General features: G+C 69.0%; 14 protein-coding genes. 4 read left to right on the top strand and 10 right to left on the bottom strand.

Annotation, left to right across the window (positions count from 1 at the left end):
• Positions 1 to 144: 144 nt before the first annotated feature.
• From DR_RS08220 to DR_RS08210, 3 genes are read left to right on the top strand one after another with little or no spacing between them, the layout of a single operon-like run.
• Complete coding sequence (locus DR_RS08220) at positions 145 to 897, top strand: fumarylacetoacetate hydrolase family protein (protein WP_010888247.1); 753 nt, start codon at positions 145 to 147, stop codon at positions 895 to 897.
• 34 nt (positions 898 to 931) lie between these two features.
• Positions 932 to 1,486, top strand: coding sequence for a DinB family protein (locus DR_RS08215; protein ID WP_010888246.1), 555 nt, complete (start codon positions 932 to 934; stop codon positions 1,484 to 1,486).
• Entirely contained in the window at positions 1,483 to 1,917 is a 435-nt protein-coding gene (locus DR_RS08210; RefSeq protein ID WP_010888245.1) for a hypothetical protein, read from the top strand. The genes DR_RS08215 and DR_RS08210 overlap by 4 nt, the downstream gene beginning before the upstream one ends.
• Positions 1,918 to 2,005: 88 nt before the next feature.
• Here DR_RS08210 and DR_RS08205 read toward each other — a convergent pair whose 3' ends face one another.
• The 6 genes from DR_RS08205 to DR_RS08185 all read right to left on the bottom strand — a co-directional run bounded on the left by DR_RS08205 (position 2,006) and on the right by DR_RS08185 (position 7,821).
• Positions 2,006 to 3,307, bottom strand: coding sequence for a sensor histidine kinase (locus DR_RS08205; RefSeq protein ID WP_010888244.1), 1,302 nt, complete (start codon positions 3,305 to 3,307; stop codon positions 2,006 to 2,008).
• Positions 3,308 to 3,397: 90 nt separating this feature from the next.
• On the bottom strand, positions 3,398 to 3,619 hold the full coding sequence (locus DR_RS16815) for a winged helix-turn-helix domain-containing protein (RefSeq protein ID WP_234944636.1): 222 nt from the start codon (positions 3,617 to 3,619) through the stop codon (positions 3,398 to 3,400).
• The gene (locus tag DR_RS08200) at positions 3,610 to 4,065 is read right to left on the bottom strand and encodes a response regulator (RefSeq protein WP_234944635.1); all 456 of its coding nucleotides are present in this window, start codon (positions 4,063 to 4,065) and stop codon (positions 3,610 to 3,612) included. Before DR_RS08200 ends, DR_RS16815 begins: the two co-directional genes overlap by 10 nt.
• Before the next feature lie 227 nt (positions 4,066 to 4,292).
• The gene (locus tag DR_RS08195) at positions 4,293 to 5,516 is read right to left on the bottom strand and encodes a polysaccharide deacetylase family protein (protein WP_051618799.1); all 1,224 of its coding nucleotides are present in this window, start codon (positions 5,514 to 5,516) and stop codon (positions 4,293 to 4,295) included.
• Positions 5,517 to 5,608: 92 nt separating this feature from the next.
• Positions 5,609 to 6,640, bottom strand: a complete 1,032-nt coding sequence (locus DR_RS08190) for a hypothetical protein (RefSeq protein ID WP_034350166.1) — start codon at positions 6,638 to 6,640, stop codon at positions 5,609 to 5,611.
• 14 nt (positions 6,641 to 6,654) lie between these two features.
• Positions 6,655 to 7,821 (bottom strand): heparan-alpha-glucosaminide N-acetyltransferase domain-containing protein, encoded by a 1,167-nt coding sequence (locus DR_RS08185; RefSeq protein WP_010888240.1) that lies wholly within the window; start codon positions 7,819 to 7,821, stop codon positions 6,655 to 6,657.
• A gap of 153 nt (positions 7,822 to 7,974) precedes the next feature.
• On the opposite strand from DR_RS08185, the gene DR_RS08180 reads away from it, so the two are divergent.
• Positions 7,975 to 8,685, top strand: coding sequence for a VIT1/CCC1 transporter family protein (locus DR_RS08180; RefSeq protein ID WP_010888239.1), 711 nt, complete (start codon positions 7,975 to 7,977; stop codon positions 8,683 to 8,685).
• A gap of 90 nt (positions 8,686 to 8,775) precedes the next feature.
• Here DR_RS08180 and DR_RS16810 read toward each other — a convergent pair whose 3' ends face one another.
• From DR_RS16810 to DR_RS08165, 4 genes are all read right to left on the bottom strand, one after another.
• A complete protein-coding gene (locus tag DR_RS16810; RefSeq protein ID WP_010888238.1) occupies positions 8,776 to 9,483 on the bottom strand; it encodes an endonuclease I family protein in 708 nt (235 codons plus the stop codon).
• Positions 9,480 to 10,892: a trypsin-like serine peptidase gene (locus DR_RS08175; RefSeq protein WP_010888237.1), complete on the bottom strand. Its 1,413-nt coding sequence runs from the start codon at positions 10,890 to 10,892 to the stop codon at positions 9,480 to 9,482. The genes DR_RS16810 and DR_RS08175 overlap by 4 nt, the downstream gene beginning before the upstream one ends.
• 162 nt (positions 10,893 to 11,054) lie before the next feature.
• Positions 11,055 to 13,853, bottom strand: coding sequence for a M16 family metallopeptidase (locus DR_RS08170; RefSeq protein WP_027479871.1), 2,799 nt, complete (start codon positions 13,851 to 13,853; stop codon positions 11,055 to 11,057).
• A 132-nt stretch (positions 13,854 to 13,985) separates the two neighbouring features.
• Positions 13,986 to 14,924, bottom strand: coding sequence for a glucose-6-phosphate dehydrogenase assembly protein OpcA (locus DR_RS08165; RefSeq protein WP_010888235.1), 939 nt, complete (start codon positions 14,922 to 14,924; stop codon positions 13,986 to 13,988).
• Between the last annotated feature and the right edge of the window lie 33 nt (positions 14,925 to 14,957).

Here is a 14,957-nt window from a genome sequence, read left to right as displayed (position 1 = left end):
TATTGTCCTCCTTTTGCCCAACACCAGCGTGAACTTGACTGGAATTGACAGCCGAAAAGCGGCAATCTTTATGGAAAATGCTGCCCGGACTTGGCAAACGGTAGGAAAGCCGCGTGAGGCGGCCTCGCCCGCTATGCTCGGCGCATGTTGATTGTTCGTGTGGAGCAGCGGGGCGCCGCGCAGTGGGGCGTGCTGGAAGGCGAGACCATTCACCTGACCAGGGGGCTGACCGGCCCGCGCACCGGGGAGACGCTGGCCCTGAGTGAGGCGCGGCTGCTCGCGCCCGCCGAGCCGAGCAAAATCGTGTGCGTGGGGCGCAATTATCTGGACCACATTCGCGAACTCGGCAACGACACTGGCGACTTGCCCGCCGAACCCGGCATTTTTCTCAAAGGGCCGAACGCGCTCGCCGAACCCGGCGGCACGGTAGAGTACCCGAGCTGGAGCGAGAATTTCCACTTCGAAGGTGAACTCGCGCTGGTCATCGGGCAGCGGGCACGCAACCTCAAGGCCGACGAGGCGCTCGGCGCGGTCCTCGGCTACACCTGCGGACTCGACCTCACCGCCCGTGACCGGCAAAAGACCGACCTGCAATGGTTCCGTGCCAAGGCCGCCGACCGCTTCTGCCCGCTCGGGCCGTGGCTGGTCACTCAGTTCGACCCCAGCGACGTGCGTGTGCAGACCCGCGTGAACGGCGAACCCCGCCAGGACGGGCGCACCAGTCACATGATTTTCGACGTGGTGCAGATTCTGACCTACCTCACCCGCTTCGTCACGCTAGAACCCGGCGACGTGGTGCTCACCGGCACGCCCGAAGGGGTGGGCCCCTTGCAGCGCGGGGACCGGGTGGAAGTCGAAGTGGACGGCATCGGGGTGCTGGAAACGTTCATCGGGTGAATGGGGGCCACGCCTCAGGCCGTAGACTGCCCGCATGACTGCTCCTCTGCAAGACCCCGCCGTACTCGCTTTTGTCGGGGCTACGCCCGCCGAGGTGGGTGACCGCCTCAAGCGCGAACTCGACCTCTTCTGGCAGCACGTCCAGACCCGCCAGGGCGACTGGCAGCAGGTGCAGCCGGGCCGTGAGTGGTCGCCCGCGCAGGAAGTCGAGCACGTGATGCTCATCAACGGCGCGGTGACCGGCGTGACGCGCCTGCTGCTGTCTGACCGTCCTCTGCGCCCAGTGCCGCAGGAACCCGGCGTGCTCAAGGACGGCAAGCGACAGGCTCCGGAGTCCTCGCTGCCGAGCGAGCAGGGCGTCGCCTGGGACGAGGTACAGGGCAAGTGGGCGCAGAGCCGTGCCGCCGCCGAGGAAGTCTCGGCGCAGGTGCGCGCCACGCCGGACCGGACCTTCTGGCATCCCTTTTTCGGCGAACTCGACGCCCTGAACTGGCAGCGAATGCTGGCCTCGCACGTGATGAGCCACCGCTTGCTGCTGGAGCGCAGCGCCGGTCAGGGTCAACAGGGGCAGCCGGAGCGGCAGGCATGACCCAACCGCAGCCCGAAACCGACAGGGGCGTGCGCGGCTTCGAGCTCGACATTCACGTCGCGTTCGTGGACCGCTTGCCCGAGGAACAGGCCATCGCCGCGCTGCGGGTGCTCGACGGCTTCCGGGTGGACCTCTACCGCCCGCACGCCCAGGCCCTGCACCGCGGGCCGGTGGCCCCGGTCCCCGGCCAGGGCGAGGGCGTTCCGTCCGCCCGGCTGACCGGCCCGCTGCGTGACGCCGAGGCGGTGCGGGCGGGGCTTGCTGCCCTGCTCGGCGGCCCGGCCCGCTACGTGGAAGTCGGCGTGCGCGGCTTCTTGCGGAGTGCCAGCGGACAGACCGACTGGATGCCCTGGCGCCGCAACCGGGTGCTCGGGCGTGGCGACACGGCGCAGGTCGGGTTTGAGGAAGGCGTGCGGTACGTGCTGGAGTAAGGGAGAAGAAAAGCAGGCCGCCGTTCCAGTAGTTGATGGACGGCGGCCTGTTTCTTGGGAGTTGCAGAAATCACACGCCGCGCGCCAGCTACGGCAGCCGCACCACGACCCGCGCCCCTCCGCCTTCGGCCCGGCCCAGTTCCAGCGTGCCGCCGTGGGCGTCCACCACCTGCTGAACCACCGCCAGCCCCAGGCCGAAGCCTTCCACGTCGGTCTGACCGCGCACGAACGCGCCGGTCAGCGTGCCCGGTGGAAAACCGGGGCCGGTATCCTGCACGACGAGTTCCGCGCCGCCGTTGGGGAGCGGCGTGACCCGCACCTGCACCTCGCCGCCCGCCGGGGTGAATTTGATGGCGTTGCCGATGAGGTTTTCAGCAACACTTGAGAGCAGCCCCGCCTCACCCGACACCGGGGCTTCCTGACCGTCGAGCCACAGTTCCACGCCGCGTCCCAGGCTCAGCGGTTGCAGCCGGTCGACGGCTTCGCCCGCCAGGTGCAGCAGGTCGAGTTGTCGCCAGGCGGCGCGCGGCTCGGGGAGGCTCTGCACCCAGGTCAGCGTCATCAGGTTGCCGGTGAGTAGGCGCAGGCGGCTGGCGGTCTGTTCGGCGCGCATCAGGGCGGCGCGCAATTCATCGGGGGGCCGGGGGCGACTCAGCGTGTGCTGCACGTCGGCGAGCATGGCGGTCACGGGCGTCCTCAGTTCGTGCGAGGCACTCGCCAGAAAGAGGGTTTCGCGCTCCCGCTCGGCGCGCAGGGCGTCGAGGCTGCTTTGCAACGCGCGGGCCAGCGCCCCCACCTCGTCGGGCTGCTCCAGGGCGGGAATGGGGTCGGGAGAGTCGAGCTGCTGCACCCGCCCCACCAGGCTTTCGAGCGGGCGCAGCGTCCGCCGCACCTGCTTGGCGACCACCCAGCCTGCCAGCAAGCTCAGGGCCAGCAGGCTCAGCCCACTGAGCAGGGCGTAGCGCCGCAGCAGATGCTCGAGCGGTTCCAGATTGCGTCCCACCTGAATGACGTACTCGCCCTGACGCCGGGAAGCGACCAGGATGTCCCCCACCCGCTCCACGGCGCGCGGCTCGCTCGTTTGCAAGAAAGCCGCGTCCAGCACTGGCGGCCCATCGGCTCCGCCCGACCAGCGCAGGGTCTGCCCCTGGTAGATGCGCCCGCTGGCGGCAGTGCCTTTTTCTTCCAGAATGTCGGCGGCGGTGGCGTCCAGGGTGGGGCTGCGGCTCTGCGCCACCGCCAGCAGCGCCTGCGACTGGGCGTTGAGCTGCCGGGTGAGGCTGCCCAGTTCCGCTTTCCAGAGCAGCCACCCGGCGAGCTCGGCAAAACTCATCAGCGAGAGCAGCACCACCGTCACGGTCAGCAGCGTCAGGCGGGCGCGCAGGGTCATGAGCGACGGACGGAAAAGAGGCGAATGCCGGACGGGAGAGGGGCAGGCGGACGCCGCGCCGCTTCGTCAACGCTGCGTTTGGTCGCCCAGTCAGTCTCCATCGGGAAAACTGTAGCCGACGCCGCGCATGGTCTGCACCACCTCGTCGCCCAGCTTGCGCCGCAGGTTGCGGACGTAGGTGTCCACCACGTTGGACTCGGCGTCGAAGCGCCCGTCCCACACCCGGTCGATCAGTTCGTCGCGGGTGTAGACCCGGCCCGGATGCGAGGCGAGCACTTCGAGCAGCGAGAATTCCTTGGCGGTCAGCGCCACCCGCTCGCCGCTCCTGAACACGGCGCGGCTTGTCCAGTCCAGCCGCAGTCGCGCCAGCTGCGCGCACTCTGCGCCTCGGCGCGGCCCCGGCGCACCAGCGCCCGCAGCCGGGCCTGCACCTCGCCGAGGTGAAAGGGCTTGACGAGGTAATCGTCGCCGCCCGCGTCCAGCCCCGTGATGCGGTCAGTCACCGAGTCGCGCGCCGTCAGAAACAGCACCGGACTCGCCTTGCCCGCCGCCCGCAGGTCACGCACGAGGTCGAAGCCTGCCAGCGGCCCCTCGGGCAGCCCGACATCCACCATCAGGGCGTCGAAAGGAAAACTCCCGGCCAGTTCGCGGGCTTCGGCGGCGCTGCCCGCCTCGTCCACCGCGTACCCGGCCTCACGCAGGTTGGCGACCAGCGGGCGACGAATGTCCAGCTCGTCCTCAACCACCAGAAATCTCATGGCCTCAGCATAGGGAAGGCAGGTCAGCGTCAGATGGAATGTGGGGCCGCGTGCCATGCGCCGCAACCACTATCAACGCGACAGGAAAAAAGACAGCTCCGGGGGAGACTGCCTCTTTCCTGTCGATGAATTTCCGTCTCTTGTCTTTGGGCAGTGCATCACCTCCGGGAGCGTGAGGTCACGTTAGGTACGGTGCCTAACGGACAGATGAAGTGCGCCGTGCAGCTTTACTTGGGCAGCCCGCCCACCGTGGTCAGGGCGTAGCCTTCCTGCCGCGCCACCCGCAAGAAGCCCTGAAGGACGTTCAGCATCTCCGGCGCGTTGTCGTGCAGCAACACCACGCCGCCGGGGCGCAGGTTGCGGTGCAGGCGCGACTCCAGCACCGCGTCGCCGGGGTTCTGGAAATCGCCGGGGTCGTCCGTCCAGAACACGGTGTTCAGGCCCAGCGAGCGGGCGGCTTGCAGGGTCTGGGGCGTGTACTCGCCGCCGGGCGGGCGAAAGTAGCGCACAGGTTTGCCGGTCAGCTTCTGCACGATGTCGCTCGCCCACCGCATCTCGTTGACGGCCTCGTTGAGTGGCAGCGGCGGCAGGCGGACGTGGTGGTAGGTGTGGTTGCCCACCTCGTGCCCCTGCTGCGTCATGTCGCGGATGAAATAGGGATAGGCCGCCGCGTTGCGCCCGATGACGAAAAAGGTCGCCTTGACTCCGCTGCGGCGCAGCATGTCGAGCAGCAGCGGCTCGTACATGGGGTGCGGCGCGTCGTCGAAGGTGAGGGCCGCGAGCGGCACGTAGCGGAATTTGCTGCGGTAGAGCAGCCCCCCCAGCAGGCCGCCCTGTTTGCGGGCCTGACGTTCCAGCGCCGTTTCCTGGCTGCTGACCGCTACGGGCACGGGCACCGTTTCGCGCACCCGGTCAGGCTGGAGGTAGACCGGCAGGTTGCCGGGGTTGACCCACACCCGGTCGAAAGGCGTGCGCTGGGTCGTCCAGGCCAGGAACGCCCCTAGGCGCTCGCGCGGCACGCTGGCGGTCAGCAGCGGCAACGGCCCGCCGAAGCCCGCGTAGCTGCCCCGGTCGTACACACTCAGGTCGACCTCGCTGAGCGTGGGCCGAGCGGCCAGCACCGCCGCCGCGACCTGGGCCACCAGCGGGCGCAGGTTCGGGCGCTCCTGCGGCGTCACGGTAATCACGGCGTGCGCGACCTCGATAAACCCATTGCTCAGGTACGTCACCTGATGCACCTGCGGAATGGCAGGCGTCAGCGTCAGTGTCGGGATTTTGGGCGCGGGACGGGTGCCGGGCGCGAGCGGCTGCACCTGTCCGGGCTGCGGTGTCCGCAGCGGAGTGGCCGGAATGGCAGGCACAGGGCGGGCAGGAGCCGCGACGGGCGGGGTGGCGAAGGCCGGGGCGGCGAGGGCCGAACCCAGACACAGGGCAGCAAACAAGCGGCGCATGGACGCATTATGAAAGAGCTGCATAGGGTGTTTACCCCTGCGCCCCGCGCACAACGGGGGCCTGCTCTTGGGGGGGGCACTGAGAACCTGCCTCATTTGCCCGCTCGCGCCCACGCCAGATTGGTCGCCACGCTCGCCGGGGTGTGGCCCTGCGCGGCGTACAGGGCGCCGGCCTTGCGGTACTGCGCTTTCGCCTCGGCGTCGCGGCCTTCCTTGCGGAGCACGGTGCCCAGGACGCCGGTGGCCAGCGCGTTGTTCAGTTCTTCGGCCAGGGCTTTTCGCAGGTAGGTTTCGCTGGTTTTCAGCCCCGCCGGGGTCGCCTTGCCGCCGCCGGTGCCCAGCACGCCGCCCGGCGCGCGCTCGGCGCGGTAGTAGTCGTACTGCGAGCGGAGATACGACAGGCTCAGGAAAGTGAGGGCCGCCGGTTTGACGGTGCCTTTCCCGTCCGCCCGCGCGTAGCCGGTCATCAGATTGGCCGGGCCGAAAGTCGGCGTGAGGAAGCGGTAGCCCCCGTCCACCCAGGCGAGTAGGCCCTGATGAGTGGCGAAAGGCTCGGGCTCGCTGGCGTCCACCTGCACGTCGCCCGCGCCGCTGGGGAGGCGCAGCACGCTGGTCACGTGCCCGAGGTTGCTTTCCTGGCCGCTCATGTTTTTCCAGACCATGACCAGGCCTGAATCCAGCCCCGCCGCTTGCAGCAGTCCGGCGATGATGGTGCTTTGCAGCAGGCATTGCCGCTCGCCGGTCTTGACGATGCTGGCAAACTCGAAGCCGCGTTCCAGGCTGAATTTCGGCACCACTTTCTTGATGAAGCGGTGCGCCCAGGCCCCGGTGTCGCGGGCGAGCGCGTCTCTGGCGGCGGGCGTGCGGGCGGCGGCGAGTTCGGCGCGGCGGTTGCTGAGCGCCTCGCTGAGCGTCTTGCCGCCCGAGAGCGTCACCCCGCCCTTCTGATAAGCGTCGGCCAGCCAGCTGCCGAAGTCGCCCTTCAGCCCGGCAAGCTGGTACGACTCGGCGGCCAGCGCCCGGAAGTTGTCGCCGCCGTAGCGGAGGTCGGCGGGGGTGATGTTGGCTGCCTGAGCGCCGCTCGCCAGCAGCAGTCCTGCGAGTGCGTATTTCGTTCTGAACATGGTTTCTCCTGTGTTTACAGCTTCCAGATGATTCCCCGCCGCGCCATCCACGCCAGCCCCAGCCAGACGGCGAACACGTAGCCGAGGGTGTACGTCCAGCCGCCGCCCACCGGGCCGAAGCTGCTGCGCGCCATCTCGAGCAGCGAGGCGGCGATGGACTGCGACTTGCCAGTCCAGCCGACCTGCCAGTCGAGCAGAATCCAGACCTTGATGAGGATGGGCAGCACGTACCCCGCCAGCGCGTTGCGGCCCGGAATGGTCAGCGGCGCGAGCAGGCGTTTGCCCCCCGGCAGCCACCCCGAGTCGGCCACCACCCAGCACGCGAGGATGCCCAGCGTGCCCAGCCCCGCGCTGTAGAGGATGTAGGGCGGCGTCCAGAGCGCCTTGGAAAAAGGCAGCCGCCCGCTCGCCGCCCAGCCGTAGCCCAGCGCCGTGAGGACGACGCCGAGCCCCAGCAGCAGCAGCGGAGCGCGGGGGTTTTTCTGTTGCAGCGGGCGCGCCGCGAGCGCGCCGAGCAGCACCAGCGCCGTGGTGGGCACCACCGACAGCAGTCCGCGCAGCCCCCACGCCGAGAGCAGGGCGTCGTTAAGGTACTGCACCGGGTTGGCGCTCTCCGACACGATGCCGATGCCGCCGGGGTGCGGCGTGAAGTGCAAAAACAGCGCGTAGGCGGCCAGCAGCGCGGCGGCGGCCAATGCCTGCCAGCGCCCGCGCAGTTGCCCGAGCAGCGCGGCGAAAAAGCTGGCGAGTGCGATGAGTTGCAGCACGCCGAGGCCCAGTGTGAGGCGGTGGCTGGTCACGCTGGTCACGAAAGCGCCCATCAGGTAGAGCAGAGCGGCCCGCTCCAGCAGGCGGCGGTAGAGCGGCCAGCCCGTCACCCCGGCTTTGTTCATCGCGGCGGCGGAAAAGGGGAGCGCCGCGCCCGCACAGAACAGAAACCAGGGAAAGACGAGGTCGGTGAGCGTCAGGCCGCCGAAGTGCGCGTGGGAGAGCTGACGCGGGGTGGAGTCACCCAGCGCGACATTGTTGACCAGCAGCATCAGCAGCACCGTCAGGCCGCGCCAGGCGTCGAGCGCAGTCAAGCGAAAGCGGGCCGGGGCGGGAGCGGCGGCAGCGTCAGCAACGTCCGGCGCTGGCTGCGGCGCTGCGCTCAGGGCGCTCTCCAGAGCAGTTTCGGTCATCGGCCCACCTCCAGGCCCCCAAGGTAGCCGGGGCGCTTAACGGCGGGGTGAAACGGCCTGCGCTGCATGACCTGCGCTGCATGAAGGGACGCCTGCCATCCTGCCCCCCACAGCGACAACTTTCGGGGGCGCCGCTGTGGTGATAATGGCAACGTGACCAGCCCGACTCTGATTCCCCACCCCGAGAAACACAACACCGAGCGCATCGGCTGGCTGCGGGCCGCCGTGCTGGGGGCCAACGACGGCGTGGTGTCGGTGTCGAGCATCGTGGTGGGCGTGGCGGCGGCCAGTGGCGTCACCCCCGGCACCATCCTGCTCGCGGGCGTGGCGGCGCTGGTGGCGGGGGCCACCTCTATGGCTGCCGGGGAATACGTCTCGGTGCAGTCGCAGGCCGACACCGAACACGCCAACCTCGCCCTGGAAGCGCGCGAACTGCGCGAGCAACCCGAGCTCGAGTTGCAGGAACTCGCCGACATCTACGTGGCACGCGGCGTAGACCCGGTGCTGGCGCGGCAGGTGGCCGAGCAGCTCACCGCCGCTGACGCGCTCGGCACCCACGCCCGCGAGGAACTGGGCATCACCGAGGAACTGCGGGCGCGGCCCTTTCAGGCGGCCCTGGCTTCGGCGCTGGCGTTCGTGACTGGCGGCATTATCCCGGTGATTGCGGCGGTGTTGCTCCCTCACCACCTGGTCAGCGTGGGTGTCACGGTGGTGACTCTGCTTGCTCTGTTGGTGCTCGGCGCTCTGGCTGCCTACGCGGGCGGCGCCAACCTCTGGAAAGGCGCGCTGCGGGTGACCCTCTGGGGCGCGGCGGCGATGGCCCTGAGCGCTCTGGTGGGCAGCCTGTTTGGGATTAAAGCCTGAGTCTGCTGCATTAAGGGGCAAAAAAAGCACGTCCGGGGAGAGACCCGGACGCTTTTTTGTTTTCTGTATGTAAGGGTATCCGGAGCCTTCCTAACGCCCCAGCCCTTCCCCAAAAGCAATCTGCTCAGCCCACTCTGGGTGGTCAATCAGCGGATTGCGGTTGCCCTGGCGCCCGAAGATGGCGGCGTTGCGGTGGTGTTCCCACTCGCCGGGCGGGTCGGCGCGGTGCCAGCCGAGCAGGGTGTGCAGGTGCCGCTCGCTGTAGGTGCGGATGACGCCGGGGTAGCGCAGCAGGAAGTACAGCGTGGCGCGGGCGACGGCGCCCTTGCCGTGAGCGGGCTCGAATTCGCCGGGCTCGCGCTTGCCACAGTCGGTCCTGAGAGCCTCGCCGTAGTCGGGAAAATCGAAGTACGGCGTGTTGCCCCGGAATGAGTTGCAGTTCGGCTCGCAGGAAAAGAGGTGGTGCAGGTCGCCGCGCATCGGCTCGCGCTTGGCGAACCAGCTCTGGGGCACCACGTGCTCGCAGTTGTAGGGCACCGCGTCTTCCAGGGTGTCCACGTCCAGACTTTCCTGAGCAGCCAGCCGTTCGCGGCGGTCCTGCGCGGCGAGGTCGGCGGCGATGAATTCCTGCGGGTCATGCTCGCTCGCGGAGTAGATGGACCGCAGCTTGCCGTCGGGCCACACGTCCACCCAGGGATAGACCTCGCTCGCCGGGTTGTAGCGCGGCTGCGCCCGGTGCGTGCGCGTCAGCAGTTCCGAAAGTGCCAGAAACCGCGCCTGCGGGGTGCTCGCCGTCATGCCCGCGTAGTACTGCTCGGCCTGCTGCGCGTCGTCGGCGGGAAGGTAAGGAGGCTGGCCGCCGGGTTGTGGGGCGGGAGTCTGCGGACCGGATTTTGGGGAGTGGGGAAGTCCACCGGCTCGTCGTCCGGCGTGGGAGTAGGCTCAGGAGTCGGTGCAGGCACAGGTTTCGCTTCCGGCGCACTCACCTGAAACTTCAGCGTAACTGGCATCGTCAACGCCCCGTCCGCCCCGGCGCTCAACGTGCCGAGGTCAATGACCCGCGCCGCCTGCGCCTCGTTGGAGTTGGTCTGGGGACTGCCAGCTTGCGCGTCCGTGACCGGGCCACTTGCCAGCACCGGCCCGCGTGGGCTGACCTGCGGGCTGCCGATGAGCGGCGGGCGCACTGGCGAGAGGATGTCTTCCACCAGCGCCTTGCCCTGCGCGTCGGTGCGGGTTTGGAGGTCTTCCATCAGGCGGCTGACGCGCACGCCTTCGTTCGCCAGCCAGTCGATCTGGTCGCCCGACTCGCCCGCGCGCAAGGGCTGGCCATCACGCTTGAGCACCTGCCCCTGGGCGTTGCGGCGGGGCACGCCGCTGTGGTGCAGCGCCACCACTTCCCAGGCGTCGTTGAACACCGGGCTGCCGCTGCTGCCGGGCGCAGTGTCGGTTTCGTAATGCAGGAAGTCGGGCAGGCGATCCACCAGCCGGTTCTCGCGCAGCGCGACTTGCTTGGGTTCACCGCTGGGGTGCTGGATGATGCTCAGGGCCTCGCCGAGCACGTTCTTGTCGGCGCTGCTGTAGAGCGGCAGCCAGCCGAAGCCCGACGGGTCGCCCTGCACCGCCACGAAGCTGTAGTCCAGCCCTTCCGAGGTCAGAAACAGCCGCTCGGGGTCGAGTGCGAAGGTGGTACGTTCCATCAAGGTGCCGTCGGGTCGCAGTTCGTAGTCGAATTCGACGACCGATTGCCGCGCCGTCTGGGCGTCCTCCAGCACGTGGTGGTTCGTCACCATGACCTGCGGGCTGCACAGCCAGCCGGTCCCGAAGCCCTGGGTGCGGCCCCGGCTGTCGCGGATGACCACCCGGCACACCGCCCGCGAGCATGACCGGGCCTGGTCGAGATATCCCACGCCCACCAGATCGTTGGCGCCCAACACGCGCTCGGCGGTCAGGCGAATGTCTTCGGGCAGGTGCTGCGCCACGCTCTTGACGTCCGCCTCGCCCTGCGCCAGTGCCTGCGCCTCGGGCTGCGGCACGCCCAGCCGGGTCAGCCGCGCCTCCACCCGTTCGGGCGACTCGGCGGCGAGGGGGCCGCCCGTTTTCAGCCGCTCCAGACACGCCTCGCGCTCGGGGTCGCGCTGAATGAAACGGGCCTGCGTTTCCTGTAAGACCTCGCTGGGAACGTCGGTGCCGGGGGTGTTGGGGTTCATAGGGCGAGTCTAGAGACTGCTTTTCTGAGCCGGGCAAGCGCCGACGTAGGAAATCGCTCACCCTCGGCGCGGCCAAAAAACACGCCCCCCGGTGGTGGGGAGGCGTGCGCTGGGTGGAGGAGAGTTATCGGCTGTGGGAGAATGAACCCACCCCACTCAGCCTTATTTGAACGTCCCCGCCCGCACGATCACCAGGTTCGCCGGGTTCACGTACTTCCTGAGCGCCGCTGCTGCGGCCTGCGGCGTGACTGCCTTCACGCGCTCCTCGTACTGCTTGCTGAAGGCGTAGGTGCGGCCCAGGTAGGCCTGCGAGGCGAGGGCCCCCGCGAGCGAGGCGTCGTCGCTGCGGCCCACCCGCAGTTCCTGAAGCAGCGCCGACTGCGCGGTGGCGACTTCCTGCGCGCTGAAACCTTCTTTCAGGGCGCGAGCAAGTTCTTCGCGCATCCCGGCAGCGACCTTCTCGCTGTTGACCGGGTTGAAGATGGCGTAGGTCGTGAAGCTGCCCTTCTCGTCGAGGCTGCTGGTGTGGGCGCCGCCGCCGACGGTGTAGCTCAGGCCGTCTTGCTGGCGCAACCGGGCAAAGAGGCGCGAGTCGGTGCCGCCGCCGAAAATCCGCATGGCCACGTCGAGCGCGGCGGCGTCGGGGTGGTCGTCGCGCAGCGGGAAGTTGAGCTGGGCGATGTAGATGGCGTTCGCCTTGTCGGGCACGTTCAGCACGAGGTCCTGCGCCGCCGGGGTGGTCAGCGGCAGCTTGACCCGCTCGTATTTGACGGCGCTGTCGAAGCCGCCGAGCAGCGTGGGCAGCGCCTCACGGATGGTCTGCGGGTCGAAGTCGCCCACCACGCCGAGCTGCGCGTTCGCGCCGTTCCACACCTTCGCGTAGTAGTCGCGCACCTGCGCCAGCGTGACGGCGCGGGTGTCTTGCAGGCTCTCGTCGAGGGTCGGCACGTAGGCGAGGTCACCGCGCTTGGCGTCCGCTGGCATAAACGCCCGCCCGAGGGCGAGGCCCGCCACCGACTCGGGGTCGCCCCGGCCCGCCTCGGTGCCGTCGAGCGCCGCCTTTTTCAGCTCGTCGAAGTCGGCCTGCGGAAAGACTGGCTCGCGCAGCACTTGCCGCAGCAGCCCCAGCGCCTCGGGCAGGTGCTGGCGGTCGGTGCTCAGCGTCAGGGTGGCGCCGCTCGCACCCGCGCTCACGTCGAGTTGCGACTTGGCGGCTTCCAGGCGGTCATGCAGTTGCTGGCGGGTCAGCGAGCGGCTGCCACGGGTGAGCAGCGGCCCCACGAAGTCGGCGGCGTCGCTGCCGGTGCGGACCGTTTCGGGGTTGCCGAAGTCGAGGCTCAGGACCAGTTCGATCCGCTCGCCGCGCGTTTTCTTGGGCAGCATGGCGACCTTCGCCCCCGCCACCGTTTCGCGCAGCACGCGGGCTTCAAGGGCGTCGGGCTCGGGCGCAATCGTTTCCCCGGCGCTCTGGGCGGCGCGGCCCTTGAAGTCCCTGAGCACGTCGGCGGCACTCGGCGCGGCGGGCACGGCCACCCGGTCAGGCTGCGCGGTGGGAATGAAGGCGCCCAGGGTGCGGTTGGTGGACTTGAGGTAGGTGGCCGCCACCCGCTGCACGTCGGCGGGGGTGACCTTCTCGATGGCGTCGCGCCCCTGGAAAAACAGTCGCCAGTCGCCTGCCGCAATCGCTTCGGACAGGCCGACGCCCACCGCTTCGGGCTTGGTCAGGGCCTGCTCGTAGCCGCTCAGGACGCGGGTGCGGACGCGAGCGACTTCTTCCTCGGTAAAGGGCGTCTTGGCGGCGTTTTCCAGCGTGGAAAGCAACGTGGCCTGGGCTTTTTGCAGGTCGTCGTCCTTGCCGAGAATCGCCACGTAGGTCGCGAGGCCGGGGTCGCTGCCGGGGTTGGTGATGCTGCCGGCGGCGGTCGCCTGCCCGGTCTGCACCAGCGCCTGATATAGCCGCCCGGAAGGCTCGTCGCTTAGGAGCTCCCCGAGCACTTGCAGCGCCGCTGCGTCAGGGTGCCGCACGCTGGGGATGTGGTAGCCCACGATGAGGTACTGCGCGTCGCCCACCCGCCGCACGGTCAGGCTGCGCTCGCCGTCCTGCGGGTTTTCCTCCGTGTACTGCCGGGGTAGCGTGCGCCAGGGGCGGCGAACCTTGCCGTAGCTGTCGGCGATGAGCGTCAGCGCCTGCCCCTCGTCGAAGTTGCCGGCCAGCGTGACCACCGCGTTGTCGGGCTGGTAGTAGGTCTTGTAGAAGGCCTTCAGGTTGCCGATCGGCACGTTTTCCACGTCGCTGCGGTTGCCGATGGCGGTGTTGCCGTAGTTGTGCCAGTCGAAGGCCACCGAGCGCACCTGCTTGTACAGCAGCCCGAAGGGGTTGTTCTCGCCCGACTCGAACTCGTTGCGGACCACCGTCATCTCGGTTTTCAGGTCGTCGGCGCTGACCCGCGAGTTCACCATGCGGTCGGCTTCCATGCGAATGGCCCACTCGAGGTTGTCGCCGCTGTTCGTCATCGTCTCGAAGTAGTTGGTGCGGTCGTCACTCGTGGTCCCGTTGAAGCTCGCGCCGCGCTTGCTGAGCTGCTCCATCAGGTTGCCGCTCGTCGGCGTGCCCTTGAACAGCATGTGCTCGAGCAGGTGCGCCATGCCGGTTTCGCCGTAATTTTCATGGCGGCTGCCGACCAGATAAGTCGTGTTGAGGGTAAACGTCGTCTGAGACGTGTCGGGAAACAGCAGGACGCGCAGGCCGTTGCCCAGCCGGTACTCGCGGATGCCCTCGACCTCGGTCACGAAGCGCACGCCTGCCGGGAGGGTGGGCTGGGCACTGGCGGCTGCCGGAGCCGCTGGGGTTTGGGTGGCTGGGGTCTGAGCCGTCGCGGGCTGGGCGGAAACAGTCTGGGCCGCTGCGGGCACGCCGAGCAGCAGCAGAGCAGTCAAAAACAGGGGAGCGGGAAAACGCATGACACCTCCAGGAAAACGGGAAAACAGTGGGGCGGACAAAACACCATACGCCCTCACCGGCCCTCTGTCAGCAAAAAGCGCCCGGACAGGAGTCCGAAGCGCCGTTTTCCCGCTGTTGCGAGTGATTGCCGCTTACAGCGTCGCTTTTGCCAGCGCCCACGCCCGCTCGAAGACTTCGCCGCGCTCGGGGCGGGCCATGACGCGGGCCAGCCCCTCGGCGAGGCTCATCGGCGGCACGTTGATTTCGGAAGTCCGCACGCGCCCGCCCCACTCGGCTTCGGCGCGGGCCACGTCGCCGCCCGCCTCGGCGCTCAGCGAGAAGCGCACCGGCTGCCCCTGCGCGTCCTCGCCGCGCAGCTCGGCGCCGCACAGGTCGCCGTTTTCGCGCCCGCAGCGGCCCGCTTGCAGGGTCAGCCGCCCCAGATCCGTCCAGCCCAGGCACTCGGCGACAAAGCCCGCGTACAGCCGCGCCGGAAGGTCGTTTTTGCCCGAGTAGCGCACGGTCAGCTCGCGCACGTAGGGCAACTGCTGGGCGGCGTCGGGGGCGTCGAACAGTTGCGCGAGCGCCTCGCGCCAGCTCGCCGAGCGGCTCCAGCCGAGGTCGGCGAGCGCGTAGTGCCGCGCCGGGGGAATGTCGAGGGTCAGGCTGTCGGCAATCACCTGGTCGGCAATCTCGGTCAGTTCGCTCAGCAGCGGGCCGTGGGGCCGGCGGTCGGCGCCCCACCAGACGTGGTTGACGGTGGCGGGCCGCAGCAGCGGCAAAATCGCGCTCTGCAACTGCTCGGGACGGGCGCCCAGCGTCAGCCGCTCGATGTACAGCCCCGCCGGCTGGGCAATCAGCGCGGCGTCCACCTTCAGGTCGCCGCCGCCGTCCATCACCCCGATAATCTGCCGCCCGGCGTAGCGGCCTTCGAGCCCGGCGAGCGCTTCTTCCACCCGCCCGAGGTGCTTGCGGACGGTGAGCGCCACGATATTGCCGGTGTAGGCCCGCGTCTCGGCGCCGGTCTGCGCCCACAGCTCGTCGAGGATGGCCTGCGCCTGCCGGACGCTGGTGGACACGGGACCTAGCATGGGGACCTCCGGTCAGGGTGATGGGTGATGGGT

This window comes from Deinococcus radiodurans R1 = ATCC 13939 = DSM 20539 (assembly GCF_000008565.1).
Lineage (GTDB): Bacteria > Deinococcota > Deinococci > Deinococcales > Deinococcaceae > Deinococcus > Deinococcus radiodurans.
This window is presented reverse-complemented; position numbering and strand designations above follow the sequence as displayed.